20 protein-coding genes, 2 tRNA genes and 3 rRNA genes are annotated in these 26,566 nt (G+C 52.7%); 22 read left to right on the plus strand and 3 right to left on the minus strand.

Annotated elements, in window-relative coordinates:
• Positions 1 to 140 precede the first annotated feature (140 nt).
• Positions 141 to 2,204 (plus strand): methionine--tRNA ligase, encoded by a 2,064-nt coding sequence (gene metG / locus JQU52_RS04905; protein WP_230340023.1) that lies wholly within the window; start codon positions 141 to 143, stop codon positions 2,202 to 2,204.
• A 266-nt stretch (positions 2,205 to 2,470) separates the two neighbouring features.
• Here metG and JQU52_RS04910 read toward each other — a convergent pair whose 3' ends face one another.
• A complete protein-coding gene (locus JQU52_RS04910) occupies positions 2,471 to 3,121 on the minus strand; it encodes an OmpA family protein (protein ID WP_230340024.1) in 651 nt (216 codons plus the stop codon).
• Positions 3,122 to 3,567: 446 nt separating this feature from the next.
• Between JQU52_RS04910 and JQU52_RS04915 the strand changes: the two genes are divergently transcribed.
• Complete coding sequence (locus JQU52_RS04915; protein ID WP_230340025.1) at positions 3,568 to 4,518, plus strand: CysB family HTH-type transcriptional regulator; 951 nt, start codon at positions 3,568 to 3,570, stop codon at positions 4,516 to 4,518.
• 76 nt (positions 4,519 to 4,594) lie between these two features.
• On the opposite strand, the gene rarD is transcribed toward JQU52_RS04915, so the two are convergent.
• Positions 4,595 to 5,515: an EamA family transporter RarD gene (rarD, locus tag JQU52_RS04920; protein ID WP_230340026.1), complete on the minus strand. Its 921-nt coding sequence runs from the start codon at positions 5,513 to 5,515 to the stop codon at positions 4,595 to 4,597.
• Positions 5,516 to 5,777: 262 nt separating this feature from the next.
• Here rarD and JQU52_RS04925 point away from each other — a divergent pair, with 262 nt between their 5' ends.
• The gene (locus JQU52_RS04925) at positions 5,778 to 6,248 is read left to right on the plus strand and encodes an Lrp/AsnC family transcriptional regulator (RefSeq protein WP_230340027.1); all 471 of its coding nucleotides are present in this window, start codon (positions 5,778 to 5,780) and stop codon (positions 6,246 to 6,248) included.
• 168 nt (positions 6,249 to 6,416) lie between these two features.
• Positions 6,417 to 7,589, plus strand: coding sequence for an MFS transporter (locus JQU52_RS04930; protein WP_230340028.1), 1,173 nt, complete (start codon positions 6,417 to 6,419; stop codon positions 7,587 to 7,589).
• 107 nt (positions 7,590 to 7,696) lie between these two features.
• Here JQU52_RS04930 and JQU52_RS04935 read toward each other — a convergent pair whose 3' ends face one another.
• On the minus strand, positions 7,697 to 8,425 hold the full coding sequence (locus JQU52_RS04935) for a 16S rRNA (uracil(1498)-N(3))-methyltransferase (protein WP_230340029.1): 729 nt from the start codon (positions 8,423 to 8,425) through the stop codon (positions 7,697 to 7,699).
• 143 nt (positions 8,426 to 8,568) lie between these two features.
• Between JQU52_RS04935 and JQU52_RS04940 the strand changes: the two genes are divergently transcribed.
• The 18 genes from JQU52_RS04940 (at position 8,569) to JQU52_RS05025 (ending at position 26,566) form a co-directional block, all read left to right on the plus strand.
• Positions 8,569 to 9,306, plus strand: a complete 738-nt coding sequence (locus tag JQU52_RS04940) for an inositol monophosphatase family protein (RefSeq protein WP_379061931.1) — start codon at positions 8,569 to 8,571, stop codon at positions 9,304 to 9,306.
• Between the two features lie 520 nt (positions 9,307 to 9,826).
• A 16S ribosomal RNA gene (locus tag JQU52_RS04945) occupies positions 9,827 to 11,367 on the plus strand.
• A gap of 81 nt (positions 11,368 to 11,448) precedes the next feature.
• Positions 11,449 to 11,525, plus strand: a tRNA-Ile gene (locus JQU52_RS04950).
• Positions 11,526 to 11,619: 94 nt separating this feature from the next.
• Positions 11,620 to 11,695: transfer RNA gene (locus tag JQU52_RS04955), tRNA-Ala, on the plus strand.
• A gap of 450 nt (positions 11,696 to 12,145) precedes the next feature.
• Positions 12,146 to 15,463: ribosomal RNA gene (locus JQU52_RS04960) — 23S ribosomal RNA — on the plus strand.
• A gap of 231 nt (positions 15,464 to 15,694) precedes the next feature.
• A 5S ribosomal RNA gene (rrf, locus tag JQU52_RS04965) occupies positions 15,695 to 15,807 on the plus strand.
• The 16S, 23S and 5S rRNA genes sit together here with 2 tRNA genes alongside, the layout of an rRNA operon.
• Positions 15,808 to 15,963: 156 nt before the next feature.
• Entirely contained in the window at positions 15,964 to 18,096 is a 2,133-nt protein-coding gene (gene dinG / locus JQU52_RS04970) for an ATP-dependent DNA helicase DinG (protein WP_230340031.1), read from the plus strand.
• Positions 18,097 to 18,284: 188 nt separating this feature from the next.
• Positions 18,285 to 18,713 carry a 50S ribosomal protein L13 gene (gene rplM, locus JQU52_RS04975; RefSeq protein ID WP_230340032.1) on the plus strand — a complete coding sequence of 143 codons (429 nt, stop codon included), beginning with the start codon at positions 18,285 to 18,287 and terminating at the stop codon, positions 18,711 to 18,713.
• 9 nt (positions 18,714 to 18,722) lie between these two features.
• Positions 18,723 to 19,115 (plus strand): 30S ribosomal protein S9, encoded by a 393-nt coding sequence (gene rpsI, locus JQU52_RS04980; protein WP_230340033.1) that lies wholly within the window; start codon positions 18,723 to 18,725, stop codon positions 19,113 to 19,115.
• Between the two features lie 174 nt (positions 19,116 to 19,289).
• Entirely contained in the window at positions 19,290 to 21,191 is a 1,902-nt protein-coding gene (gene mnmG, locus JQU52_RS04985) for a tRNA uridine-5-carboxymethylaminomethyl(34) synthesis enzyme MnmG (RefSeq protein ID WP_379061006.1), read from the plus strand.
• Positions 21,188 to 21,823: a 16S rRNA (guanine(527)-N(7))-methyltransferase RsmG gene (gene rsmG / locus JQU52_RS04990; RefSeq protein ID WP_230340035.1), complete on the plus strand. Its 636-nt coding sequence runs from the start codon at positions 21,188 to 21,190 to the stop codon at positions 21,821 to 21,823. Before mnmG ends, rsmG begins: the two co-directional genes overlap by 4 nt.
• Complete coding sequence (locus JQU52_RS04995) at positions 21,820 to 22,590, plus strand: ParA family protein (RefSeq protein WP_230340036.1); 771 nt, start codon at positions 21,820 to 21,822, stop codon at positions 22,588 to 22,590. Before rsmG ends, JQU52_RS04995 begins: the two co-directional genes overlap by 4 nt.
• A 101-nt stretch (positions 22,591 to 22,691) precedes the next feature.
• Entirely contained in the window at positions 22,692 to 23,561 is an 870-nt protein-coding gene (locus JQU52_RS05000) for a ParB/RepB/Spo0J family partition protein (protein WP_230340037.1), read from the plus strand.
• 318 nt (positions 23,562 to 23,879) lie between these two features.
• Entirely contained in the window at positions 23,880 to 24,227 is a 348-nt protein-coding gene (locus JQU52_RS05005; RefSeq protein ID WP_230340038.1) for an ATP synthase subunit I, read from the plus strand.
• Positions 24,217 to 25,065 (plus strand): F0F1 ATP synthase subunit A, encoded by an 849-nt coding sequence (atpB, locus tag JQU52_RS05010; RefSeq protein ID WP_230340039.1) that lies wholly within the window; start codon positions 24,217 to 24,219, stop codon positions 25,063 to 25,065. Before JQU52_RS05005 ends, atpB begins: the two co-directional genes overlap by 11 nt.
• A 190-nt stretch (positions 25,066 to 25,255) precedes the next feature.
• A complete protein-coding gene (atpE, locus tag JQU52_RS05015) occupies positions 25,256 to 25,492 on the plus strand; it encodes a F0F1 ATP synthase subunit C (RefSeq protein ID WP_230340040.1) in 237 nt (78 codons plus the stop codon).
• A gap of 60 nt (positions 25,493 to 25,552) precedes the next feature.
• The gene (locus JQU52_RS05020) at positions 25,553 to 26,023 is read left to right on the plus strand and encodes a F0F1 ATP synthase subunit B (RefSeq protein ID WP_230340041.1); all 471 of its coding nucleotides are present in this window, start codon (positions 25,553 to 25,555) and stop codon (positions 26,021 to 26,023) included.
• A 3-nt stretch (positions 26,024 to 26,026) separates the two neighbouring features.
• Complete coding sequence (locus JQU52_RS05025) at positions 26,027 to 26,566, plus strand: F0F1 ATP synthase subunit delta (protein WP_230340042.1); 540 nt, start codon at positions 26,027 to 26,029, stop codon at positions 26,564 to 26,566.

Here is a 26,566-nt window from a genome sequence, read left to right on the forward strand (position 1 = left end):
GGGGTGTGTAGCAAAAGAACAAGCACGCTGTGGCTGTTGGGCATTCTGTTTTCAGGCAGCCTCTGCTGCAGAACACCGTGCAAGCAGCATGGCTCTGCTATAATCGCCTGCATGATTATTCCGCCCACAACACACGATTTATGAACACGCCCCGCAAAATACTGGTTACATCCGCGCTGCCGTATGCCAACGGCAGCATTCATTTAGGCCATATGGTTGAGCACATCCAAACCGATGTTTGGGTGCGCTTTCAAAAAATGCGCGGCCACGAATGCTATTACTGCTGTGCCGACGACACCCACGGCACCCCGGTGATGCTGGCGGCACAAAAGCAAGGCTTGGCTCCGGAAGACATGATTGCCCGCGTGCGCGAAGCGCATCTGGCCGATTTCACCGGCTTTGGTATCGGCTACGACAACTACTACAGCACCCATTCGCCGGAAAACAAAACCTTTTCCGAGCAAATTTACCGCGCCCTGAAAGCCAACGGCAAAATCGAATCACGCACCATCGAGCAGCTGTTCGACCCCGAAAAGAACATGTTTCTGCCCGACCGCTTTGTAAAAGGCGAATGCCCCAAATGCCACGCGCCCGACCAATACGGCGACAACTGCGAAGTGTGCGGCACCACCTACAGCCCTACCGAGCTGATTAAGCCTTATTCCGCCGTATCCGGCGCCACGCCGGTGCTGAAAGAGTCGGAACACTTTTTCTTTAAGCTGGGCGAATGTGTGGATTATTTGCAGCAATGGACTTCAGGCAGCACCACCTTGGCCAACGGCAAAGTGCAGCCGCATTTGCAGCCCGAAGCCTTAAACAAAATGAACGAATGGCTGCAAGACGGCCAATTGTCCGACTGGGACATCAGCCGCGATGCGCCGTATTTTGGCTTTGAAATTCCCGATGCGCCGGGCAAATATTTCTATGTGTGGCTGGATGCGCCCATCGGCTATATGGCTTCGTTTAAAAACCTGTGCGATCGCATCGGCGTGGATTTCGATGCCTGGTTTCAGCCCGACAGCAACACCGAGCTATACCACTTTATCGGCAAAGACATTCTGTATTTCCACGCCTTGTTTTGGCCGGCCACACTGCAGTATTCCGGCCACCGTGCCCCCACCGGCGTGTTTGCCCACGGCTTTTTAACCGTAGACGGGCAAAAAATGTCCAAATCGCGCGGCACCTTCATCACCGCCCAATCGTATCTGGACGGCGGCCTGAACCCGGAATGGATGCGCTACTATATTGCCGCCAAACTGAACAGCAAAATTGAAGACATCGACCTGAACCTGCAAGATTTTATCTCGCGCGTTAACAGCGACTTGGTGGGCAAATACGTCAACATCGCCGCCCGCGCCGCTGGCTTTATCCACAAACGTTTTTCAGGCAGCCTGAAACAAACCGCCGACAGCGCCTTGTTGGCGCAATTGCAGGCGCACAGCGAAACCATTGCCGAATACTACAACAACCGCGAATACGCCCGCGCCCTGCGCGATATTATGGCGCTGGCCGATGTGGTGAACGAATATGTGGATGCCAACAAACCGTGGGAACTGGCCAAACAAGAAGGCCAGGCCGAGCGCCTGCACCAAGTGTGCAGCGAGCTGATTAACGCCTTTAAGATACTCAGCGCGTATCTGGCGCCGGTGTTGCCGCAAGTGGCCGCACAAGCCGCTGCCTTTTTGAATCTGCCGGCGTTCACCTGGGCCAGCAGCACCACAACGCTGCCTGAAGGCCACGTCATCAACCCATACCAACATTTAATGCAACGCGTGGAGCAAAAACAAGTGGATGATTTAATCGCCGCCAACAAACAAAACATTCAAGCTGCCGAAGCAGCGGCACCCGTTCAGGCAGCCTATGAGCCGCTCACACCGCAGGCTTCGTTTGACGACTTTATGAAAATCGATTTACGCGTGGCCAAAGTGCTGCATTGCGAAGCGGTGGAAGGCAGCAGCAAGCTGCTGAAATTCCAGCTGGACTTGGGTTTTGAGCAACGCACCATCTTCTCCGGCATTGCTGCCAGCTATCCTGAGCCGGCCAAATTGATTGGCCGCATGGTGATTGTGGTGGCCAACTTCGCACCGCGTAAAATGGCCAAATTCGGTATATCCGAAGGCATGATTACTTCGGCTGCGGGCGAGGACAAGTTATTTTTGCTGGATGTGGATTCCGGTGCGCAACCGGGTATGCGCGTAGGTTAAAGCGCTAACCATACCATGCCGTTTTGCCGCCAGTAACAGCGAAGCGGATTCTGGATTGATTTAAAAACAGCCAAGCGGTAGGTGTTGCCAACCGCTTGGCTGTTTTTTGTGTTCGCACAATACCAATATTTTTCAGGCTGCCTCAAAGAGATGGCCGTGCTCATTAAAGTGACAGTATGTTGGACAGGTTTCAGATAATGCCGATTTTTTGATACAAACAAAAAACCCCTGCATGGCAGGGGTTTTCTTTACGGTAATCTTAAAGATTACTGAGCTTGGCGGGTTACCAAGGTGCGGATTTTCACATCTACACGACGATCCGGCTCGATACAAGCAATCAGAGCAGAGCGTTTTTTGGCGGCAGATACTTTTTTGCCCAGCTTGGCTACTTCGGCTTGGCAAGATTCGGTCATGCGGGCTTGAGATTCGCCCAAACCAACGGCAGAGATTTTCTGAGCCGGTACGCCGCGAGATACCAAGTAGTTGGCCACGGTGTTGGCACGGCGCTCAGACAGAGCCTGGTTGTAAGCTTCTGAACCCATAAAGTCGGTATTGCCTTCTACACGTACCGCTTGAACGTTGGTTTGAGACAAACGTTGTGCCAAGGTGTTCAGGGTTTCGCTGGCTTCCGGACGCAGGTTATATTTGTCAAAGCCGAACAAGAAATTGGCAGACAAGGCAACGGTTTCGTCTACGTATTCCGGTTGAGCCGGTGCAACGGCAACGCCGTCACCGCATTCAGCCAAGCCGTCAGTGGCTTTGTTCAGGAAAGAGTTTTCCCAACACTCGCCGTAGTTGTTGCGCACAACTTCGCGAGACTCTTGGCTAATGGTGTAGCCGTTTTTTTCGTGGGCCATCGCGCTGGCAGAAGCAATCATCGCAACGATCAAGGCGCTCAATTTCAGCTGTTTGGTCATGTTATTCCCTCATCAAAAAATTGTTATGTGTCTTAAAACGGTGTTGAAGAAACAACACGCCATCAACACAAATACCATATACAGGCCGCTCAAACTGGGCGGTAACTCAGGTAAATCAAGTCTGAACTATAAGAAGCTATGCTCAAACTGTCAATAGCCGCGCCACTTGGAGTGAAGCTGCTAGACGACCCGCTTCCTAATGCCTAATCATGCCCAAAAATGGCTTGTGTGTCACTTATTTACAACTGAAAGACATGGTGATGCGCTTTATCGTTGTATGGAAGCAACAAATAAGCCGCGCTATTGCCCGTGGATGGGGGAGCGTAGGCGCAGCGGTGGCTGCCTGAAGGGTGGAATTGCGTTATTATGCACAAAATAAAATCATTGTGTTGCACAAACGCTACAAAATTCGGTGCGGCAAGGGCTTTGTTCTTTGGAAGGCGGGCATGAAATTACAGCAACTACGCTATGCGGTGGAGGTATACCGCCAGAATTTGAATGTGTCGGATGCGGCCGATGTGTTGTTTACTTCGCAGCCGGGGATTTCCAAGCAAATCCGCTTGTTGGAAGAAGAGCTGGGCGTGCCTTTGTTTGTGCGCCACGGCAAACGCATGGTGGCGGTAACGGCGCCGGGCAAGGTAGTGTTGGAGACGGCGCAGCGCATTTTGCGCGAAGTGCAAAACATTAAGAAAATAGGCACTGAATTTGCCGATCAAGACAGCGGCTCGCTCACCATCGCCACCACGCACACGCAGGCGCGCTATGGCTTGCCACGGGTGGTGTCGGCGTTTGTGGCACGTTATCCGCAGGTGCAGTTGTCGATTTTGCCGGCCAGCCCGTCGGCATTAGACAAGATGGTGCTGGAAGGTGAAGCGGATTTTGCCATTGGTACGGAGCTGGTGCAGGAGCATGAGGCTTTGCGCAAGCTGAGTTGCTACGCTTGGAACCGCAGTGTGGTGGTGCCGGAAGGCCATGCTTTGTTGGATTTGGCGCGCCCGCTACAGCTGGCCGATATTGCCGCCTGGCCCTTGGTGACGTATGAATTTGCGTTTCAAAAAGAAGCGCGTATTGCGCGAGCATTTGCGCAGGCGCAGCTTGAGCCGCCCAAGGTGGTGCTGGCTTCTGCCGATACCGATATCATTAAAACCTATGTGCGCTTGGGGCTAGGCATCGGCTTGATGGCCAGTATGGCCTACGATGCGCAGGCGGATGAAGGTTTGCGCTTAATCAGTGCCGAACATTTGTTTGAGCCGTCGTTTTCGCATATTGTGCTGCGGCAAGACGCTTATTTGCGCGGCTATGCCTATGCGTTTTTGCAGTTATTTTCCGAGCGGCTTACGCGCGAATATATCGAAGCGGCGTTGTATGCGCCTTTGGCGGAAGATTTTTCTATTTAGGTATGGTTTAAGGCAAATACAGCCGCACAACAGGGTTTGTTGTGCGGCTGTGTTGTTTTCAGGCAGCCTTGAATATTTATGCTGATGCCGTGGCCGGTTTGCCGACCATGTGCGGTGCGCGGCGCATTTTCAACCAACCATCAAGCAGGCTCAGGCACAGAGCAGCCCAAATCAGGCCATAGGTAATCAGCGATTCGGCCGCCAGTGGTGTTTTCAACACCAACAATGCCAATGCAAACAGCAGCACCGGCTCCAGATAGCTGAACATGCCGAACAGGGTTACTGGCAGCAGGCGGCTGGCGTGCAGATTGAGCTGCATGGCGGCGGCGCTGATGATGCCCAGCAGCGGAATCAACAGCCAAAAGCGCGACGGCGCTGCCCAAATGGCGAAACCATTGGTTTGCAGCAGCAAATAGCCCAAGGCAAACGGGGCAATCAGCGTGAGGTCGATCAGCAAGCCGGTGAGGGCGGGTACGCACAGCAGGCGGCGCAGCAGGTAATACACGGGATAGGTGGCAAACACCCAGATGGTAACCCAAGAAAAAGCATGGGTTTGCCACAGCTCATGCGCCACCCCGGCGCCGGCCAAGGCCACCGCCAGCCATTGCAGACGGTTGACCGCTTCGCCCAAAAACAGACGCCCGCACAACACCATCACCAAGGGAAACAGAAAATAGCCCATCGCCACGTCTACGCCGTAGCCGTTTACCGGTGCCCACATAAACAGCCACAGCTGGCTGGCCACAATCGGCGTGGGCAGCACAATCAGCGCCCATTTGCGCCAGTCGCGCCCCACTTTGTAGGCAAAGCGGAATAAATCATGCCAGCCGTGGCTGAGCAGCAAAATCAGCCATAAAGCCGCCAACATGCTCACCATGCGCCAAGCAAACACATCGGTGCCGCCCATGGGCTGCATCCAGCCGCTGTAAAGATACAGCACGCCAAACAGAATATTGGACAATAAGGCTGCCCAAACGCCTTTTTTTAAATTGCTCATGGTATTTGTATTTTGTGGTGTGCTTTTCAGGTAGCCTATAAAGGCTACCTAAAGAAAATCAATCCAACTCAGGTAGCCTATAAAGGCTACCTGAAGAAAATCAATTTAGCTCAGGTAGGCTTTATAGGCTGCCTGAAAGGCAGGTTTAAATATCGTTGAAATGCGGCTATTTTACGGCAGCTTTATAATAAAAAATTTCTGATTTCAGGCTTTTGTGTGATAATTTTTCTAAATTAAATCTTGAATGAGAAAAGATACCGATATGTCTGTGCAACATGAATTGGATAAGCTGGATCGGCAAATTTTGAACCTGCTGCAAAGCGATGCCACACTGCCGTTGAAAGTGGTGGCCGAGCAAGTGGGCTCGTCGGTGGCCACTTGCCAGCGGCGCATTCAGCAGATGCAGCAGCAAGGGGTGATTATCAAACAAGTGGCGATGGTGAACCCGGCGGCGGTGGGGCGCAGCTTGAGTGTGTTTGTGGCGGTGGAAATGGAAAAACAAAGCCCGGCCTTGCAAGACATGTTTGTGCGCAGCATGGACAAAGAGCCGGATGTGATGAGCTGCTATGAAATTTCCGGCGATTACGACTACATGCTGCTGGTGCATGCGCGTGATATGGCCGATTACCACCATTTCACCCGCCGCGTGCTCACGGCCGATAATAATGTGCGTGGGTTTAAAAGCCAGTTTGTGATGAATTTCAATAAGGTGGAAACCAAAATCACCTTATAAACGCATGGGTGGCGGCATTCAAAGCGACAGCTTGGTTTTGGTGTGCCTGTTTGTATGTAGTATAATTACACATAATCTCTTTTGATTTTAAATATTTGATTTTCAGGCAGCAATTTATAAAGGCTGCCTGAAAGCCATTTCATCTTTAATTCCTGCAAAGACACCATTATGCCCAAACACATTCCCCATCCGCGCTGGCTGCTGTTTGCCTTGGCGGTGGGCGGTTTTGCCATCGGCACCACTGAATTTGCCACCATGAGCGTGTTGCCGTTTATGGCGGCTGGCTTGGGGATTGATGAGCCCACCGCCGGGCATTTGATTAGCGCTTATGCCTTGGGCGTGGTGGTGGGTGCGCCATTGATTTCCGTGTTGGGGGCGCGTTTTAGCCGCCGCACTTTATTGTTGGGCTTGATGCTGTTTTTTGCCTTGGCTCATATTGGCACGGTAATGGCGCCCGATTACCGCACTATGTTACTGTTTCGCTTTTTAAGCGGCTTGCCGCACGGGGCTTATTTTGGTGTGGGGGCTTTGGTGGCGGCCTCAATGGTGCCGGCTGGCAAACGGGCGCAGGCGGTGGGCTTGATGATGCTCGGGCTTACCGTGGCCACTACTGTGGGGGTGCCGTTTACCAGCTGGCTGGCGCAAGCCGTGGGCTGGCGTGTGGTGTTTGCGGTGGTGGCGGTATTGGCTTTGCTTACCGTGGTGCTGGTGGCGCGGTTTTTGCCCAAAGCGCGGATGCAGGGCGGTGGCGGCAGCCCGCTGAAAGAGTTGAGTGCGCTCACCAATCGCCAAATCTGGCTCACCTTGTCCATCGGTGCGATTGGTTTTGGTGGCATGTTTGCGATTTACACTTATATGGCGTCTACGCTTACCGAGGTCACTGGTGTGTCGGCCAAAGCCGTGCCGCTGGTATTGGGCTTGTTTGGCGTGGGCATGACGCTGGGCAATCTGATTGTGCCGCGCTTGGCGGGCAAGCAGCCGATGCTGGGTGTGGCCGGTTTGCTGGTGTGGAGTGCGGCGATGTTGGCGCTGTATCCGTTTGCGGTGCACAATATTTATTATCTGTGCGTATTGGTGGTATTTATTGGCATGGGCGGGGCGATTGGTACTATCCTGCAAATCCGCTTGATGGACGTGGCCAAAGATGCGCAAACATTGGCGGCGGCCTTAAACCACAGTGCTTTTAATGCGGCCAATGCGCTGGGGCCGTTTTTGGGCGGCTTGGCCATCAGTGCCGGTTTTGGGTGGGCTTCTACCGGTTGGGTGGGCTGCGGCCTGGCTGTGGCCGGTTTGCTCATGTGGTGGATTACTGTGCGCGATGCCAAAAAACATGCTGGATAAAATGGCGTGATTTTATGTGAAAAGGCTGCCTGAAACGGTTTCAGGCAGCCTTTTTATTTGATGATTCACTTGTTTACATTGCCATTATTTGCATTGCCTTTAAGCCGCTAAATCGCAAAATCACCCCACAGCATCTGTATGGCGGCAATGGCGGCCAGTGCGGCGGTTTCGGTGCGCAATATCCGCGGGCCGAGGCTGATGGCGTTAAAACCAAATTGCGTTATCGCCAATGCTTCTTCTGCCGCGCTAAAGCCGCCTTCCGCCCCTACCAATAAAGTAGCCGCTTGTGGTGTCGGCAATTGGTTGAGTGCTTGCGGGCGGTTTAAGCTCATCAATAAGCGGGTGCTGTTTTCAGGCAGCCTGTTTAAGGCTTCGGCTAAAGAAACGATCGGTGCGATGGTGGGCACCACGGTGCGGCCGCATTGTTCACAAGCGGCAATGGCAATATCTTGCCAGCGAGCCACTTTTTTGTCTGCCCGTTCGCCACTCAGGCGTTGGCTGCTGCGCTCAGATATCAGCGGCACGATGTGCGCCACCCCCAGCTCCACACTTTTTTGGATGGTGAAATCCATGCGTTCGCTGCTGGAAACCGATTGCAGCAACGTGATTGGCAGCGGCGATTCGCATAATATTGTTGCGGCAGTCTGCACCGATACCGACACGCTTTTTTTGCCCATAGTTAAAATGGCGGCTTGGTAAACTTGGCCGTGGCCGTCAAACAGCTCAATCACATCGCCCGGCTGTGCACGCAATACCTGTATATGGCGCACCAGCGTGTCGGGCAGGGTGAGGGTTTGGTTAACGGCAAGAGCGTGGGGCAGATAAAAGCGCGGCATGGTGTTTGGTGTTTGGCCTGAAAGTGGTTAATATTGCAATTTGTTGCCGGAAATAGCAAGTATTGCAGGGAGTGTTTAAAGTGGAAGCGGCTGTGCTCAATCAACTCATCCATCTGGTGCGTCATGTGGCGCAAACCGAGGTCATGCCGCGTTTTCTGGAAGTGAGTGTCAGCAAAAAACACGACGGCTCTTTGTTAACCGAAGCCGATGTGGCCGCCCAAGCTGCTTTTGCCCGCGGCCTGCAAAGCATTATTGATTGCCCCATGCTGGGTGAAGAAATGAGCAGCGCCGAGCAATGTGCGCTGTGGCAGCACAATCAGCAAGGCTTGTGGGTGGTGGATCCGATTGACGGCACCAATAATTTCATCAACGGCCTGCCGCATTTTGCCCTGTCGGTGGCTTTTGTGGCGCAAGGATGTGCCCAGATGGGGGTGGTTTACAATCCGGTGTCGCAAGAGTTGTTTTACGCCCAGCGCGGCCATGGTGCGTATTTAAACGGCGAGCAGCTGCCTTTGCGTAAAGTGAATAAGCCGCTGAGCGATGCCATTGCTGGGGTGGAGGTGAAATATCTGCGATCGGGCAAGCTGGCCAGCCGTATGCACACCTTGTCGCCGGTGGGCAGCCAGCGCAGCATGGGTTGCAGCACGCTGGATTGGTGTTATCTGGCCGCAGGCCGCTATGATGTTTATGTGCACGGTGGCCAGCGCCTGTGGGATTACGCCGCCGGTGCGCTGATTTACGAAGAAGCCGGCGGCCAATTGGCGACCTTGGAAGGCGATGCCTTTTGGAGTGGCCAACATGTATTCAGCCGCTCCGTGATTGCGGCCTTGCAACCGGCGTTGTTTGAGCAATGGCTGAAATGGATACGTGCTAATCAGTAAAGATGTGTTGAATTGGATTTAAAAAAGCTTCAGGCAGCCTATATTAGGCTGCCTGAAGCTTTTTTGATACCTGTTTTGCCTATTTTCTCGTCAACTTTTGCGCGATTGCGTATTTGTTTTGATGATTGGCGGATATTTTCTGGATTAAATCCCGAATAATATTCTTTTAAATTTTAGCGATTTGCTGGTTTTGGGTATAGATTTTTGCGAATGGGTGTTGACGGTTTGGATTGGTTTGCGTATAGTTCGCTTTCTTCGCTGCTGCAGCGAAGTCGAGACGGAAGAGAAAATTATACCACAAAGTGGTTTCGTTGCTTCGGTTTTGGGATGGCTCTTTAACAAACAGATTACCGATAAGTGTGAGTGCGACAAGCCTCACACTGTTTAAGAAGTAAAGACAAGACATGAATGTTTGCCGGTGGGTTTCTGCCGGTATACATCATTCTCTGTTTTTCTTTGAGAAGCAGACCAGTATGGAGTTGGGTTTTTGCCTGGCTCTAACAGTATTAAAGCTAAGATTGAACATAAGAGTTCGATCCTGGCTCAGATTGAACGCTGGCGGCATGCTTTACACATGCAAGTCGAACGGCAGCGGGGAAGTGCTTGCACTTCTGCCGGCGAGTGGCGAACGGGTGAGTAATATATTGGAACGTACCGAGTAGCGGGGGATAACTGTCCGAAAGGATGGCTAATACCGCATACGCTCTGAGGAGGAAAGCTGGGGACCTTCGGGCCTGGCACTATTCGAGCGGCCAATATCTGATTAGCTAGTTGGTGGGGTAAGAGCCCACCAAGGCGACGATCAGTAGCGGGTCTGAGAGGACGATCCGCCACACTGGAACTGAGACACGGTCCAGACTCCTACGGGAGGCAGCAGTGGGGAATTTTGGACAATGGGGGCAACCCCGATCCAGCCATGCCGCGTGTATGAAGAAGGCCTTCGGGTTGTAAAGTACTTTTGTTGGGGAAGAAAAGCCTGGCGTTAATAGCGTTGGGTCATGACGGTACCCAAAGAATAAGCACCGGCTAACTACGTGCCAGCAGCCGCGGTAATACGTAGGGTGCAAGCGTTAATCGGAATTACTGGGCGTAAAGCGAGCGCAGACGGTTATTTAAGTCAGGTGTGAAATCCCCGAGCTCAACTTGGGAATGGCGCTTGAAACTGGGTAACTAGAGTGTGTCAGAGGGAGGTAGAATTCCACGTGTAGCAGTGAAATGCGTAGAGATGTGGAGGAATACCGATGGCGAAGGCAGCCTCCTGGGATAACACTGACGTTCATGCTCGAAAGCGTGGGTAGCAAACAGGATTAGATACCCTGGTAGTCCACGCCCTAAACGATGTCAATTAGCTGTTGGGGTACTTGATGCCTTAGTAGCGTAGCTAACGCGTGAAATTGACCGCCTGGGGAGTACGGTCGCAAGATTAAAACTCAAAGGAATTGACGGGGACCCGCACAAGCGGTGGATGATGTGGATTAATTCGATGCAACGCGAAGAACCTTACCTGGTCTTGACATGTACGGAAGGCTTTAGAGATAGAGCTGTGCCTTCGGGAACCGTAACACAGGTGCTGCATGGCTGTCGTCAGCTCGTGTCGTGAGATGTTGGGTTAAGTCCCGCAACGAGCGCAACCCTTGTCATTAGTTGCCATCATTCAGTTGGGCACTCTAATGAGACTGCCGGTGACAAACCGGAGGAAGGTGGGGATGACGTCAAGTCCTCATGGCCCTTATGACCAGGGCTTCACACGTCATACAATGGTCGGTACAGAGGGTAGCCAAGCCGCGAGGTGGAGCCAATCTCAGAAAGCCGATCGTAGTCCGGATTGCACTCTGCAACTCGAGTGCATGAAGTCGGAATCGCTAGTAATCGCAGGTCAGCATACTGCGGTGAATACGTTCCCGGGTCTTGTACACACCGCCCGTCACACCATGGGAGTGGGGGATACCAGAAGTAGGTAGGGTAACCGCAAGGAGCCCGCTTACCACGGTATGCTTCATGACTGGGGTGAAGTCGTAACAAGGTAGCCGTAGGGGAACCTGCGGCTGGATCACCTCCTTTCTAGAGAAAAGAAGAGGCGGGTCGTACTCACACTTATCGGTAAACTGAAATAGAGATGCGAAAGAAGTAAGAAGACCTCATGGGTTTGTAGCTCAGCTGGTTAGAGCACACGCTTGATAAGCGTGGGGTCGGAGGTTCAAGTCCTCCCAGACCCACCAATATCAGGGAGCAGTCTACAGGCATCAGGAATCAGATTGCGGCACAGCCGCACAAGAGACTGACGCCTGGCACCTGAATCCTGACACCCGGACAGGGGGCATAGCTCAGTTGGTAGAGCACCTGCTTTGCAAGCAGGGGGTCATCGGTTCGATCCCGTTTGCCTCCACCACTTCAGGAATCAGGAATCAGGGAAAGCAACAACAAGTCTACTTTACAAATTAAAGCATACTGAAAGCAGTGCATACTGAAAGCAGTATTAACTCAGTATTCTTTGATTTGCGAAGTAAAGCCGGCAAAGTCGGTAACAAGCAACGCATCGATCTTTAACAAATTGGAAAGCCGAAATCAACAAACAAAGACAATGTTGGTTTGGATGGAGATGCAGGTTCTTGCAAGAGCCCGTATTTCAGCAAGTTAAAGGCTGCCTGAAAGGGTGGTTGCTTAACTTGCACAGCCAAGCCACAACAATTTGGGTGATGATTGTATCGGACACATTCTGAACACAAAAGGCAGAATGTGTCACACAACAAAGCAGTAAGCTTTATCAAAGTAAGTACTTCTAGCCTAGCCCCTAGTCAACGGGAGCGAAGCCAAGTCAAAGAGGTTCTTGAAATGATAGAGTCAAGTGAATAAGTGCATCAGGTGGATGCCTTGGCGATGATAGGCGACGAAGGACGTGTAAGCCTGCGAAAAGCGCGGGGGAGCTGGCAATAGAGCTGTGATCCCGCGATGTCCGAATGGGGAAACCCACCGCATTTTGTGCGGTATCCATAACTGAATACATAGGTTATGAGAAGCGAACCCGGAGAACTGAACCATCTAAGTACCCGGAGGAAAAGAAATCAACCGAGATTCCGTAAGTAGTGGCGAGCGAACACGGAAGAGCCTGTATGTGATAGCTGTTGAGATAGAAGAACAACTTGGGAAAGTTGGCCGTAGTGGGTGAAAGCCCCGTATTCGAAATCTCATCAGTGGTACTAAGCATACGACAAGTAGGGCGGGACACGAGAAATCCTGTCTGAACATGGGGGGACCATCCTCCAAGGCTAAATACTCATCATCGACCGATAGTGAACCAGTACCGTGAGGGAAAGGCGAAAAGAACCCCGGGAGGGGAGTGAAATAGAACCTGAAACCTGATGCATACAAACAGTGGGAGCGGACAAGTTCCGTGACTGCGTACCTTTTGTATAATGGGTCAACGACTTACATTCAGTAGCGAGCTTAACCGGATAGGGGAGGCGCAGGGAAACCGAGTCTTAATAGGGCGACTAGTTGCTGGGTGTAGACCCGAAACCGAGTGATCTATCCATGGCCAGGATGAAGGTGCCGTAACAGGTACTGGAGGTCCGAACCCACGCATGTTGCAAAATGCGGGGATGAGCTGTGGATAGGGGTGAAAGGCTAAACAAACTCGGAGATAGCTGGTTCTCCCCGAAAACTATTTAGGTAGTGCCTCGAGCAAGACACTGATGGGGGTAAAGCACTGTTATGGCTAGGGGGTCATTGCGACTTACCAACCCATGGCAAACTAAGAATACCATCAAGTGATTCCTCGGGAGACAGACAGCGGGTGCTAACGTCCGTTGTCAAGAGGGAAACAACCCAGACCGCCAGCTAAGGTCCCAAATGATAGATTAAGTGGTAAACGAAGTGGGAAGGCCCAGACAGCCAGGATGTTGGCTTAGAAGCAGCCATCATTTAAAGAAAGCGTAATAGCTCACTGGTCGAGTCGTCCTGCGCGGAAGATGTAACGGGGCTCAAATCTATAACCGAAGCTGCGGATTCAGGAATCAGACTACAGGAATCAGGAATCAGGATGAAAGCACAGCGATTCGAAGATTTGCAGGTATTTCAAAAAGCGTACCGTATCTCCTTAGAGATACACCGCAGCAGTTTGGAATTTCCACAAATCGAACAATACGCACTGGCCGATTAAATTAGACGCGCCAGCAAAAGCATCTGTTCAAATCTTGCTGAAGGCTATGGCAAAAGAAGCCAGTCGCCAGCAGAATTTAAAAGATACATCCTGATCAGTATCGGCTCAGCAGACGAAATGCGCGTCTGGCTGCGATACTGTCTTGATTTACAGTACATCAGCAACACGGAATGGCAATATTGGCGAGAAACATATGAAGAAATCGCCAAAATGCTGCAAGGACTCAGTAAAAGCCTGAATAAATAAAGGCAGTTACTGATACCCGATTCCTGTAGTCTGATTCCTGGATGGTAGGGGAGCGTTCTGTAGGCCGAAGAAGGTGACTTGAGAAGGTTGCTGGAGGTATCAGAAGTGCGAATGTTGACATGAGTAGCGATAAAGCGGGTGAAAAGCCCGCTCGCCGAAAGCCCAAGGTTTCCTACGCAACGTTCATCGGCGTAGGGTGAGTCGGCCCCTAAGGCGAGGCAGAAATGCGTAGTCGATGGGAAACGGGTTAATATTCCCGTACTTTGATTTAGTGCGATGTGGGGACGGAGAAGGTTATGTCAGCGGCCTGTTGGAATAGGTCGTTCAAGCCGGTAGGTGGAAAGTTTAGGCAAATCCGGACTTTCATAACACCGAGAAGTGATAACGAGCGTCTACGGACGTGAAGTGACAGATACCACGCTTCCAGGAAAAGCCACTAAGCTTCAGCTAAATCAGAACCGTACCGCAAACCGACACAGGTGGGCAGGATGAGAATTCTAAGGCGCTTGAGAGAACTCAGGAGAAGGAACTCGGCAAATTGATACCGTAACTTCGGGAGAAGGTATGCCCTTTGATGTGAAAGACTTGCTCTGTAAGCATCGGAGGGTCGCAGAGAATCGGTGGCTGCGACTGTTTATTAAAAACACAGCACTCTGCAAACACGAAAGTGGACGTATAGGGTGTGACGCCTGCCCGGTGCTGGAAGGTTAATTGAAGATGTGCAAGCATCGGATCGAAGCCCCAGTAAACGGCGGCCGTAACTATAACGGTCCTAAGGTAGCGAAATTCCTTGTCGGGTAAGTTCCGACCCGCACGAATGGCGTAACGATGGCCACACTGTCTCCTCCTGAGACTCAGCGAAGTTGAAATGGTTGTGAAGATGCAATCTACCCGCTGCTAGACGGAAAGACCCCGTGAACCTTTACTGTAGCTTTGCATTGGACTTTGAAGTCACTTGTGTAGGATAGGTGGGAGGCTTAGAAGCAGGAACGCTAGTTCTTGTGGAGCCGTCCTTGAAATACCACCCTGGTGACTTTGAGGTTCTAACCCAGACCCGTAATCCGGGTCGGGGACCGTGCATGGTAGGCAGTTTGACTGGGGCGGTCTCCTCCCAAAGAGTAACGGAGGAGTTCGAAGGTTACCTAGGTCCGGTCGGAAATCGGGCTGATAGTGCAATGGCAAAAGGTAGCTTAACTGCGAGACCGACAAGTCGAGCAGGTGCGAAAGCAGGACATAGTGATCCGGTGGTTCTGAATGGAAGGGCCATCGCTCAACGGATAAAAGGTACTCCGGGGATAACAGGCTGATTCCGCCCAAGAGTTCATATCGACGGCGGAGTTTGGCACCTCGATGTCGGCTCATCACATCCTGGGGCTGTAGTCGGTCCCAAGGGTATGGCTGTTCGCCATTTAAAGTGGTACGTGAGCTGGGTTTAAAACGTCGTGAGACAGTTTGGTCCCTATCTGCAGTGGGCGTTGGAAGTTTGACGGGGGCTGCTCCTAGTACGAGAGGACCGGAGTGGACGAACCTCTGGTGTACCGGTTGTCACGCCAGTGGCATCGCCGGGTAGCTAAGTTCGGAAGAGATAAGCGCTGAAAGCATCTAAGCGCGAAACTCGCCTGAAGATGAGACTTCCCTTGCGGCTTGACCGCACTAAAGAGACGTTCGAGACCAGGACGTTGATAGGTCGGGTGTGGAAGTGCAGCAATGCATGAAGCTAACCGATACTAATTGCTCGTGAGGCTTGACTCTATCATTTGAAGGACTTCGTGGTTCAGGGTTCAGACAACAGGCATCGGGAATCAGGAAAACTGATAACCGGGCTAATCTGAGCAGACATGAACGACAGAAGAAAATGAATAAAGCTTACTGAAGTCATGCGTTACACAGAAAGTGTGAGCATGCGATACACAGCATCACCCAACAAACACAGTTGATTTAGCCTGACAAACAGGCAACGGCTTACCGATTTGACAGTTTAAGTTTGGCGGCCACAGCGAGTTGGTCCCACGCCTTCCCATCCCGAACAGGACCGTGAAACGACTCAGCGCCGATGATAGTATGGATACCCATGTGAAAGTAGGTCACCGCCAAACACCCTATATAAAGCCCCTGATACTCACGTGTCGGGGGCTTGTTCTTTGGGCAATGTGCAAAAATACTCGCGTGGCTATGATTTCAGGCAGCATCTAACGCTGCCTGAAAAGGTATAATCTCACTTTTGTTGTTCAAGCTTGTATCGATTGCCCTTTATGCTCACCGATTTAGAAAAAAACGCCATTCGCGACCACTATCAAACGCTGTCGCAAAATCTGCCGCAATTCCGCCCGCGTGCAGCGCAGCGGCAGATGTTGGCGGCGATTGCACAGGCGTTTTCGCGCAGTCAGAGCCGTGCGGAAGGAGAGGAAGCACCTAAGCGCGAAGGCGAAAGTATTGTGGTGGTGGAGGGTCCCACCGGCGTGGGCAAGAGCTTGGCGTATTTGCTGGCCGGCGGCATTATGGCGCAAACGCGGGGCAAACGGCTGATTGTGAGCAGCGCCACCGTAGCCTTGCAGGAGCAATTGGTGGGGCGCGATTTGCCGTTTTTGGTGCAACACAGCGGCCTAGAGCTCACCTTTGCGCTGGCCAAAGGCCGTGCCCGCTATTTGTGCCCTTATAAGCTCTATCAACTCACCCAAAGCCACGCACAAGACAGCCTAGCCGGGCTGGAAACGCCTACGGTGTTGTGGGACAGCAAACCGAAAGCCGAGGACTTAGCGGCGTTGCGCCAATTGGCGGACGCCTTTGCCGAGCGCCGTTTTAATGGTGATCGCGACACTTGGCCGGACGCAATCGACGACGGCTTGTGGCAGAAAATCACCAACGACCGCCACGGCTGCCTGAAAGCCGCTTGCCCCAATCGTGTGGAGTGTCCGTTTTTCTTGGCGCGCGAGGTTTTGGATACGGTGGACGTGGTGGTGAGCAACCACGATTTGCTGCTGGCCGATATCGGTATGGGCGGCGGGGTGATTTTGCCGGAGCCGGGCAACAGCTTTTACTGCATCGACGAAGCCCATCATCTGGCCAAAAAGGCATTAAACCAGTTTGCGGCCGAACACAGCATCAACCAAGCCATGTGGTTTTTGGAGCGCGTGGCGGGCGTTACCGACAAAGTGGCTTCGGTTGCGGATAAGGCCGAGCTGGCCAATTTGGCCGACGAAGCGGCGGCGGCCTTGCTGGAAAGCCTAAGTGAATGGCTATTTCATTTGAGTGAAGCGCCGGAGCTGGCGGCGCAAGAGCGTTTTAATGCGCCCACTTGGCTGTGGGTGGACGGCGTGGTGCCGGAACACCTGCAAACCCTAACCGACAACACTGCTTTGGCGGCTCGCGCCTTATTAAAAAACCTCAACGGGCTGAACGATGCTTTGGCCGCCGCCCGGCGCGACAAAAGCCAAGACGGCGCTTTAATCGACCGCTTAAGCTCTGAGCTGGGTGTGATGCTGGCGCGCGCCGAGCAAGTGTGTGCAGTGTGGGATTTGCTGGCCACCACCACGGTGGAAGGCGAAGCGCCGTTGGCCAAATGGGTGTCGCGCAAAATTCAAGACAAGCCGGACTACCACTTTCACGCCTCGCCCATCAGCAGCGCATCCATGTTGGCCAATGGCCTGTGGCGGCGGGCGGCGGGCGCGGTATTAACGTCGGCCACTTTGCGCTCTTTGGGGCAGTTTGATTTATTGTTGCGCCAAACCGGCTTGCACTGGCTGCCGCAAACCACCACCTTGGCCTTAGATAGCCCGTTTGATTTTGCCAGACAGGGCGAGCTGTATATTCCGCCGCTGGGCGCCAGCCCCAAAGATGCGGCGGCGCACACCGAAGCGGTGGCCGAATGGCTGCCCAAGCTGATTGATGCGGCCGAGCCGATTGGCACCTTGGTGTTGTTTTCTTCGCGCAAGCAAATGCAGGAGGTGGCCTTAAGGTTGCCTGAAAGCCATCTGCCTTTATTATTGATGCAGGGCGATTTGCCCAAAGCAGTGTTGTTGCAACGCCATTACGAAGCCGTGAACGGCGGCCGTGCCAGCATTATTTTCGGGCTCGACAGCTTTGCCGAAGGCATGGATTTGCCCGGCATGGCTTGCGTGCAGGTGATTATCGCCAAGCTGCCGTTTGCCATGCCCGACAACCCGATTGAAAAAACCCAGAGCCGCTGGATTGAACAGCGCGGCGGCAATCCGTTTATGGAAATCACCGTGCCCGAGGCCAGCATCAAGCTGGTGCAGGCAGTAGGCCGCTTGATTCGTACCGAGTCCGATTATGGCCGCGTTACCATTTTGGATAGCCGCATTCTCACCGCCCGCTACGGCAAGCAGTTGTTGGCGTGTTTGCCGCCATTTAAACGGATTGGTTGATGTGATGATGTGTTTCAGGCAGCCTCTTGATGTTTATTGGGCTGCCAACATCGATAAATGGGCGTAGATGCAACAACCGGCCGCTGCTTATGGCTGCGGCAAGCGATTGTAAGGCTTACCGCGTTGACAAAAAAATGTAATTTCATTAAAATCGTTGGTTTCCGTTATATTTATTTGGATTTACTCCCATGAAAACCTTTTCAGCGAAACCGCATGAGGTTAAGCGCGATTGGTTTGTCATCGACGCCCAAGACAAAGTACTTGGCCGTGTGGCAGCCGAAGTCGCCCGCCGTTTGCGCGGCAAACATAAGCCCGAATTCACCCCGCACGTAGATACCGGTGATTACATCATTGTAATTAATGCCGACAAACTGCGTGTTACCGGTAACAAAGCTTTGGATAAAAAATACTACCGCCACTCCGGCTACCCGGGCGGTATTTACGAGCGCAACTTCACTGAAATGCAAGAGAAGTTCCCCGAGCGCGTGTTGGAAAAAGCCGTTAAAGGCATGTTGCCCAAAGGCCCGCTGGGTTACGCCATGATTAAAAAGCTGAAAGTGTACGCCGGTGCCGAGCACGGCCACGCTGCCCAGCAACCCAAAGTTTTGGATATCTAAGGACACATTATGAACGGTAAGTATTACTACGGCACAGGTCGCCGCAAAAGTTCTGTGGCCCGTGTATTCATGCAAAAAGGCACTGGTCAAATCATCGTTAACGGCCGCCCGGTAGACGAGTTTTTCGGTCGAGAAACCGGCCGCATGGTGGTGCGTCAGCCTTTGGCTTTGACTGAAAATCTGGAAGCGTTTGACATTAAAGTAAACGTAACCGGCGGCGGTGAAACCGGCCAATCCGGTGCCATCCGTCACGGCATTACCCGCGCTCTGATCGACTACGATGTTGCATTGAAACCCGCATTGTCTGCCGCCGGTTTGGTTACCCGCGATGCGCGTGAAGTGGAGCGTAAAAAATTCGGTTTGCGCAAAGCCCGTCGCGCCAAGCAGTTCTCCAAACGTTAATGGCTTGCTGCTTTCAGGCAGCCTTGCGTTACTCAAAAAAGAGCCTTACGGCTCTTTTTTGTATTGGGCGGCGGTATGTGGGTGGATGCCAAACTGACAAAACAACAGTGCTCGCGTAAAATAACCCCGTTTGACCGTGGCCGTTTTGGCGGCGGTGCCAAATTTCTAAAGCAGTTGGAAAGCATGAATTATCCTGTTGAATACGATGTGATTGTGGTGGGCGGCGGCCATGCCGGTACGGAAGCGGCATTGGCCGCCGCCCGCATGGGCGCCCAAACCTTGCTGTTAACACACAATATTGAAACCTTGGGGCAGATGTCGTGTAATCCGTCAATCGGCGGCATCGGCAAAGGCCATTTGGTGCGCGAAGTGGATGCGTTGGGCGGTGCTATGGCGCTGGCTACGGATCAATCCGGCATCCAATTTCGCCGTTTGAATGCCTCTAAAGGTGCGGCGGTGCGGGCCACACGGGCGCAGGCTGATCGTGTGCTGTATAAAGCGGCCATCCGCCACATGTTGGAAAATCAGCCCAATCTGGCCTTGTTTCAGCAGCAGGTAGACGATATTTTGCTCGAAGGCAGCCGCGTTTGCGGCGTGCTCACTGCAATGGGAGTGACATTTCGCGCCCGTAGCGTGGTGCTCACGGCGGGCACATTTTTGGCCGGTAAAATCCACATCGGCCTGCAAAACTACGCCGGCGGCCGTGCCGGTGATCCGGCGGCACAGGGGCTTTCAGGCTGCCTGAAAGAATTAAATTTACCGGTGGCGCGGTTGAAAACCGGTACGCCGCCGCGCATTGATGGGCGCAGCATTGATTTCTCACGCCTGCAAGCGCAGCCGGGTGATACGCCGGTGCCGGTGTTTTCGGTGCGCGGCGATGCGGCCATGCATCCGCAGCAGATTCCGTGTTGGATTACCCACACCAATGCGCACACGCACGAGATTATCCGCAGCGGCTTCGACCGCAGCCCGATGTTTACCGGCAAAATCGAAGGCGTGGGGCCGCGTTATTGCCCTTCAATTGAAGATAAGATCAACCGCTTTGCCGACAAAGAAAGCCACCAGATTTTTCTGGAGCCGGAAGGTTTGACCACCCACGAATATTATCCGAACGGCATTTCCACCAGCTTGCCGTTTGATATTCAGTATGCCTTGGTGCGCTCGATGGTGGGGCTGGAAAATGCGCATATTCTGCGCCCGGGCTATGCCATCGAATACGATTATTTCGATCCGCGCAACCTCAAAGCCAGCTTGGAAACCAAAACCATTGCCGGGCTGTTTTTTGCCGGGCAGATTAACGGCACCACCGGCTACGAAGAAGCGGCGGCACAAGGTTTGCTGGCCGGTGCCAATGCGGTGCAATATGTGCGCGAGCAGTCGCCGCTGTTGTTGCGGCGCGAGCAGGCTTATCTGGGCGTGTTGGTGGACGATTTGATTACCAAAGGCGTGAACGAACCGTACCGCATGTTTACCAGCCGCGCCGAATACCGTTTGCAATTGCGTGAAGACAATGCCGATATGCGCCTAAGCGAAGACGGCCACCGTTTGGGTTTGGTGGGCGAAGCGCAATGGCGTGCGTTTAACGAAAAACGCGAAGCGGTGGCGCTGGAAATCCAACGCCTGAAAAGCAGTTGGTTTACGCCGCAAAAATTGCCGGAGGCTGAGCAGGTGCGCGTATTAGGGCAAAAATTGGGCAAAGAAGCCAATTTGCACGACTTGCTGCGCCGCCCCAACGTGGATTACGTCACGCTGATGAGCCTGCCCGGTGCGGCAGCGCCCGTGCCGCTGGGTGAGGCGATTAGCGAACAAGTGGAAATCCAGGTCAAATACCAAGGCTATATCGAGCGGCAAAACGAAGAAATCGGTCGCCGCCAAAATCTGGAAACCTTAAGGCTGCCTGAAAACATTGACTACGCCAAAGTAAAAGGCTTGTCGGCCGAAGTGCAGCAAAAACTAAACCAGCACCGCCCCGAAACCATGGGGCAGGCCGTGCGTATCTCCGGCGTTACCCCGGCAGCGGTGGCCTTATTGATGGTGCATTTGAAACGCGGATTTGAGGGAGCGAAAACAGCATGAGTGATTTGAAAAGCCATTTGCAACAAGGCCTGCAACAAATGGGTATTGTACTCAGCGTACCGCAGCAATTGCAGTTGCTGGCCTTTGTGGAGCTGCTGAAAAAATGGAACAGCACCTATAACCTCACCGCCTTGCGCGATGAGCAGTCGGTCATCAGCCACCACATTCTCGACAGCCTTACCTTGCTGCCCTATGTGGCAGAAGCGCGCGGGCTGATTGATGTGGGCTCCGGCGGCGGTATGCCCGGTATTCCGATTGCGATTGCGCGCCCGGATTTGCCGGTGGCACTGCTGGATGCCAACAGCAAAAAAACCTCGTTTTTGCAGCAAGCGGCGATTGAGCTGGGCTTGAATAATGTACAAGTGATTACCGGTCGCGTAGAGGCAATGGTGGGCGAGCAATTCGACGTAATCACCAGCCGTGCTTTTGCTGAGTTGAGTGATTTTGTCAGCATTACCAAGCAGTTGATGGCCAAGGGCGGCTGCTGGGCGGCGATGAAAGGCGTGTATCCGTATGAAGAAATCGCCCAACTGCCGCCGGGCGTGGCCGTGGTACAAGTAGATAAATTGGAGGTGCCCAATCTGGGTGCCGAGCGCCATATGGTGATATTGCAGAAGAAAGACGTCACATGAGTGCGCTTATCATCGCGGTGGCCAATCAAAAAGGCGGTGTGGGCAAAACCACCACTGTGGTGAATCTGGCTGCTTCGTTGGCGCACAAAGGCCGTCGGGTGCTGGTGGTGGATTTGGATCCGCAAGGCAATGCCAGCACCGGCAGCGGCATCAACAAAAGCGGCATCAGCCACGGCGTGTATGCGGTGTTGCTGGGTAATGCCACTGCGGCAGAAGCGATTGTGCACAGCAAAGCCGGCGCTTATGATGTTTTACCGGCCAACCGTGCGCTGGCCGGAGCGGAAGTGGAGCTGGTGCAGGAATTGGCGCGCGAAATGCGGCTGAAAAACGCCTTGGCCGAAGTGGCAGACAACTACGATTATATTTTGATTGACTGCCCGCCCACGCTCACCTTGCTCACCATCAACGGCTTGGTGGCGGCACAAAAAATCATGGTGCCGATGGTGTGTGAATATTATGCGCTGGAAGGCATTTCCGACTTGGTGGCCACCATCCGTAAAATCCGCCAAGCAGTTAACCCGCAATTGGATATTTTGGGCATTGTGCGCACACTTTATGATGCACGCAGCCTGCTGTCGCAACAGGTGGATGCACAATTGGAAAAATACTTCCCGGGCAAAGTTTTTACCACTATTATTCCGCGCAATATCCGTTTGGCCGAAGCGCCCAGCCACGGTATGCCCGCACTGGCCTACGACCCGAAAGCGCGCGGCACACTGGCCTATCTGGAGTTGGCCGACGAGTTGCTTGCTTGGCCGCAAGCTTAATCTGCCAGTCAATATTTATGGTCTGGCCTCATTTATTAACTTGGTGGATGGCAAACGCATTCAGGCAGCCTGAAGCAGCCCCACAATCGGATAACACAGCAATGGCAAAAGCAAAAGGTTTGGGTGGCGCCGGTTTGGGCGCTTTATTGGCATCTTCCGGTGGCAGCGAAGAGGGTGACCGTCTCACCAGTGTGGCGGTGGGCGACATTATTCCCGGGCGCTACCAGCCACGGGTGCAGATGGATGATGAAGCTTTGCAAAGCCTGGCTGAATCAATTCAGGCGCAAGGCGTCATCCAGCCGGTGATTGTGCGCGAAATGGGCTTGTCGCAATATGAATTGATTGCCGGTGAGCGCCGTTGGCGTGCTAGCCAAATCGCCGGGCTGACGGAAATCCCGGTGGTGATTAAAAGCATCAGCGACGAAACTGCCTTGGCGATGGGCTTGATTGAAAACATCCAGCGCGAAAACCTCAATCCGATTGAAGAAGCGCAAGGCCTAAAGCGGCTGGTGGACGAATTCGGCCTTACCCACGAAACCGTGGCCAAAGCGGTGGGGCGCAGCCGCAGCAGCATTTCCAACAGCCTGCGCCTGCTCAATCTGCCGCAGCCGGTGCAAGACCTGATTTACGCCCGCAGCTTAGAAATGGGACACGCCCGTGCCTTATTGAGCCTGCCGGTGGTGCAGCAAGTGGACTTGGCACAAAAAGCCGCCAAAAACGGCTGGTCGGTACGCGAAGTGGAGCGGCGCAGCCAATTGGCGCAGCAGCATACCTCAAGCCCCGCTGCCCGCACCGCATCGAACAAAAGCGCTGCCGCCTTGCGCATCGAAGAAGCGTTGATGCAGCAATTGTCGGTGCCGGCCGAAGTGGTGAGCAAAAACCAGCACAGCGGCCGTATTGTGTTGCATTTCGACAATCCGGAAACGCTGGCGCATTTGTTGGCGCAATTGGGTGTGCAGTTGCCCGATTAAGAAAATCCAAGGCAAAACGGCTTTCAGGCAGCCTTTGGCATTACTGGGATTGAGTAAGCGCGAAAAAAAAGGCTGCCTGAAAGCAAATCGCTTTATTGCCGAAACAAAGAGCATAAATTATTCGGCCTTGAAATTACGGCACTTTTTTTGCAATGCAAAAATTTCAGTTTGGCTAGGTTGGGATTTGTGTAGAACATATTGAAAAATGAGCGCTTTTCCAGATATTTTATTAACCGAATTTGACAAATCCGCTTGACGCTGGCGTCACAGTTGATTATAGTTGCGCAGCTTAGAGGTAGGTAGCTATAAAGACAATAAATGACCAAAATCATTATCTGGCAGGCGGGGTTATTGGCCATTTTGGTAGCGGCTTTCGGTGTGTTGTTGGGCACCAATGCCGCTTTGTCGTGTCTGTTGGGCGGTTTGTGTTATTTGTTGCCCACCACCTTGGCAATATTACTTTTAAACTTTTTCCGCAGCCGCGCGCGTTGGGCGGCCATCAGTTTTTTGTGGGGTGAGAGTTTAAAAGTAATGCTGTCCATCATGCTCATGGTCGGGGTGTTCTGGTTTTACCCTGCGCTTGAGTGGTTGCCCTTTTTGCTGGGGCTGTTGTCGGTCAGTCATGTCGTTTTTTTTATGATTTGGAAATTACACCATGGCAAGTGAAAACCTAACTGCTGCTGGATACATCAAGCACCATTTGCAAAGCCTTACGCAAGATGGTCATTCGCAAGGTTTGAAAAACGTTGCGGATTTCTCTTATATCCATTTGGATACCATGTTTTTCTCTATTGTGTTGGGCGCGATCATGTGCTTCATCTTGTGGCGCGGTGCCAAAACCGCCACCGTGGGTGTGCCGGGTCGCTTTCAGGCAGCCATTGAGTTGATGGTGGAGTTTGTCGACGATATGTGCAAAAGCATTATCCACAACGACCAAACCCGCAAATTGATGGCACCGTTGGGCTTAACCGTATTTGTGTGGGTGTTCTTTATGAATGCCATGGACTTGCTGCCGGTAGATTTGTTCCCGTGGCTGGCCAGCTTTTTGGGTATTCATTATTTGCGTGCCGTGCCCACGGCCGATATCAACTTGCCCTTGGCATTGTCTACCGGCGTATTGCTGCTGTGTCTGTATTACAGCATTAAAATCAAAGGCATCGGCGGCTGGGTGCATGAGCTCTTTACCGCGCCGTTCGGCCCGTGGCTGGCACCTGCCAACTTCTTGCTCAATGTATTGGAATTTATTTCCAAAACCGTGTCCCACGGCATGCGGTTGTTCGGTAATATGTACGCCGGTGAGCTGGTGTTCCTGCTGATTGCGCTGTTGGGCGGTACTTGGGCGGCTTCCGGCTCGGTGGGTTTGATGGATCCGATTATGTTCCTCATCCACATTCTGGCCGGCACGGCTTGGGCTATTTTCCATATTTTAATTATTACCTTGCAAGCGTTTATCTTTATGGTGTTGGCGTTTGTGTATGTAGGGCAGGCGCACGATGCGCACTAATACCACGCCCCAAAAATAACCTAACTGCGGCTCGCCTTGTCGTACGTGTGTACTGCCTGCGGCTTTTCGCCTTGTTATCTTAATTTTGGTGCCAGGCATAAAGCCACGAAGGCTGCCTGAAAATTGTTTTGTTTGATTGTGTTTTAACCGTAGTTTTTTTGACCTTTGTTTTTTCTTTAAGGAGTTTGAAATGGGTGGTTTGATTGCTATCGCTTGTGGTTTGATCGTAGCCTTGGGTGCCATGGGTGCCTGCGTGGGTATCGGCATGGTGGGTTCTAAATACCTGGAATCTTCTGCACGCCAGCCGGAATTGATGGGTCCCCTGCAAGTTAAACTGTTCCTGATCGCCGGCTTGATTGACGCTGCGTTCCTGATTGGTGTTGCGATTGCCCTGCTGTTCGCCTTCGTTAACCCGTTTGCAGGCTAATTGGCCGAACGAACCCATTGTTCGTTTGTTTGATTAACCCTAATACGAAGGTTAAGTGAAGTGAACTTAAATGCAACCTTATTTGCGCAGTTAATTGTATTTGGCATTTTGGTGTGGTTCACCATGCGTTTTGTGTGGCCGCCGATTGTTAAAGCACTTGATGAGCGCGCCGAAAAAGTTGCCGAGGGCTTGGCTGCGGCCGAGCGCGGTAAAAGCGACTTTGAACAGGCAGAAAAGCGTGTTGCAGAAATCTTAGCCGAAGGCCGCACCCAGGTTACCGATATGGTGGCCAATGCGGAAAAACGTGCTGCACAAATCGTTGAGGAAGCCAAAGAACAGGCTGTCGGCGAAGCGGCACGCATTATGGCTCAAGCCAAAGCCGATGTTGCACAAGAAGCCAATCGCGCCCGCGAAGCTTTGCGTGAGCAAGTGGCTGCTTTGGCTGTAAAAGGTGCCGAGTCTATTTTGCGCAGTGAAGTGGATGCTTCACGCCACGCGCAAATGCTCGCCAGCCTGAAACAGGAGCTGTAATCCATGGCTGAGTTCGCAACCATTGCCAGACCTTATGCCAAGGCATTGTTTGAGCTGGCGCAAGAAAAAAATCAACTTGAATCCTGGTTGGGCGAACTGAAAACCTTGGCAGCAGTAGTGTCGCAAGCCAAAGTGGCGGCATTTATTGAAGAGCCGGAAACCGGTTATGTGCACAAGGCCGACGGCGTGTTGTCTTTATTGGACACGCAGCCGGTAGATCCGATGTTGAAAAACTTCGTCTACACCTTGGCCGAAAATAAGCGGTTGGCGGTTTTGCCCGAGATTTACACGCAATACCAGGATTTCACTTTATCCCGCAACAACACCAAAAAAGCCATTGTTTACAGTGCCTACCCCTTGAATGAAGGGCAGCTTGGCAAGCTGGTGGGCGAGCTGGAAGCCCGCTTCGCCACCAAGCTGGATGCCCAATTACGGGTAGAGCAGGATTTGATTGGCGGTGTGAAGGTGGAAATCGGTGATCAAGTGTTGGATCTGTCGGTACAAGGCCGCTTGCGCAGCCTGTATGCGGCGATGACGAATTAG

This window comes from Paralysiella testudinis (assembly GCF_016894345.1).
Taxonomy (GTDB): domain Bacteria; phylum Pseudomonadota; class Gammaproteobacteria; order Burkholderiales; family Neisseriaceae; genus Paralysiella; species Paralysiella testudinis.

Bases quoted from the DNA above. Each gene is read 5' to 3' on its own strand.
- metG (WP_230340023.1), top strand. From the start codon at position 141: ATGAACACGCCCCGCAAAATACTGGTTACATCCGCGCTGCCGTATGCC.
- JQU52_RS04910 (WP_230340024.1), bottom strand. From the start codon at position 3,121: ATGACCAAACAGCTGAAATTGAGCGCCTTGATCGTTGCGATGATTGCT.
- JQU52_RS04915 (WP_230340025.1), top strand. From the start codon at position 3,568: ATGAAATTACAGCAACTACGCTATGCGGTGGAGGTATACCGCCAGAAT.
- rarD (WP_230340026.1), bottom strand. From the start codon at position 5,515: ATGAGCAATTTAAAAAAAGGCGTTTGGGCAGCCTTATTGTCCAATATT.
- JQU52_RS04925 (WP_230340027.1), top strand. From the start codon at position 5,778: ATGTCTGTGCAACATGAATTGGATAAGCTGGATCGGCAAATTTTGAAC.
- JQU52_RS04930 (WP_230340028.1), top strand. From the start codon at position 6,417: ATGCCCAAACACATTCCCCATCCGCGCTGGCTGCTGTTTGCCTTGGCG.
- JQU52_RS04935 (WP_230340029.1), bottom strand. From the start codon at position 8,425: ATGCCGCGCTTTTATCTGCCCCACGCTCTTGCCGTTAACCAAACCCTC.
- JQU52_RS04940 (WP_379061931.1), top strand. From the start codon at position 8,569: ATGCCGCGTTTTCTGGAAGTGAGTGTCAGCAAAAAACACGACGGCTCT.
- dinG (WP_230340031.1), top strand. From the start codon at position 15,964: ATGCTCACCGATTTAGAAAAAAACGCCATTCGCGACCACTATCAAACG.
- rplM (WP_230340032.1), top strand. From the start codon at position 18,285: ATGAAAACCTTTTCAGCGAAACCGCATGAGGTTAAGCGCGATTGGTTT.
- rpsI (WP_230340033.1), top strand. From the start codon at position 18,723: ATGAACGGTAAGTATTACTACGGCACAGGTCGCCGCAAAAGTTCTGTG.
- rsmG (WP_230340035.1), top strand. From the start codon at position 21,188: ATGAGTGATTTGAAAAGCCATTTGCAACAAGGCCTGCAACAAATGGGT.
- JQU52_RS04995 (WP_230340036.1), top strand. From the start codon at position 21,820: ATGAGTGCGCTTATCATCGCGGTGGCCAATCAAAAAGGCGGTGTGGGC.
- JQU52_RS05000 (WP_230340037.1), top strand. From the start codon at position 22,692: ATGGCAAAAGCAAAAGGTTTGGGTGGCGCCGGTTTGGGCGCTTTATTG.
- JQU52_RS05005 (WP_230340038.1), top strand. From the start codon at position 23,880: ATGACCAAAATCATTATCTGGCAGGCGGGGTTATTGGCCATTTTGGTA.
- atpB (WP_230340039.1), top strand. From the start codon at position 24,217: ATGGCAAGTGAAAACCTAACTGCTGCTGGATACATCAAGCACCATTTG.
- atpE (WP_230340040.1), top strand. From the start codon at position 25,256: ATGGGTGGTTTGATTGCTATCGCTTGTGGTTTGATCGTAGCCTTGGGT.
- JQU52_RS05025 (WP_230340042.1), top strand. From the start codon at position 26,027: ATGGCTGAGTTCGCAACCATTGCCAGACCTTATGCCAAGGCATTGTTT.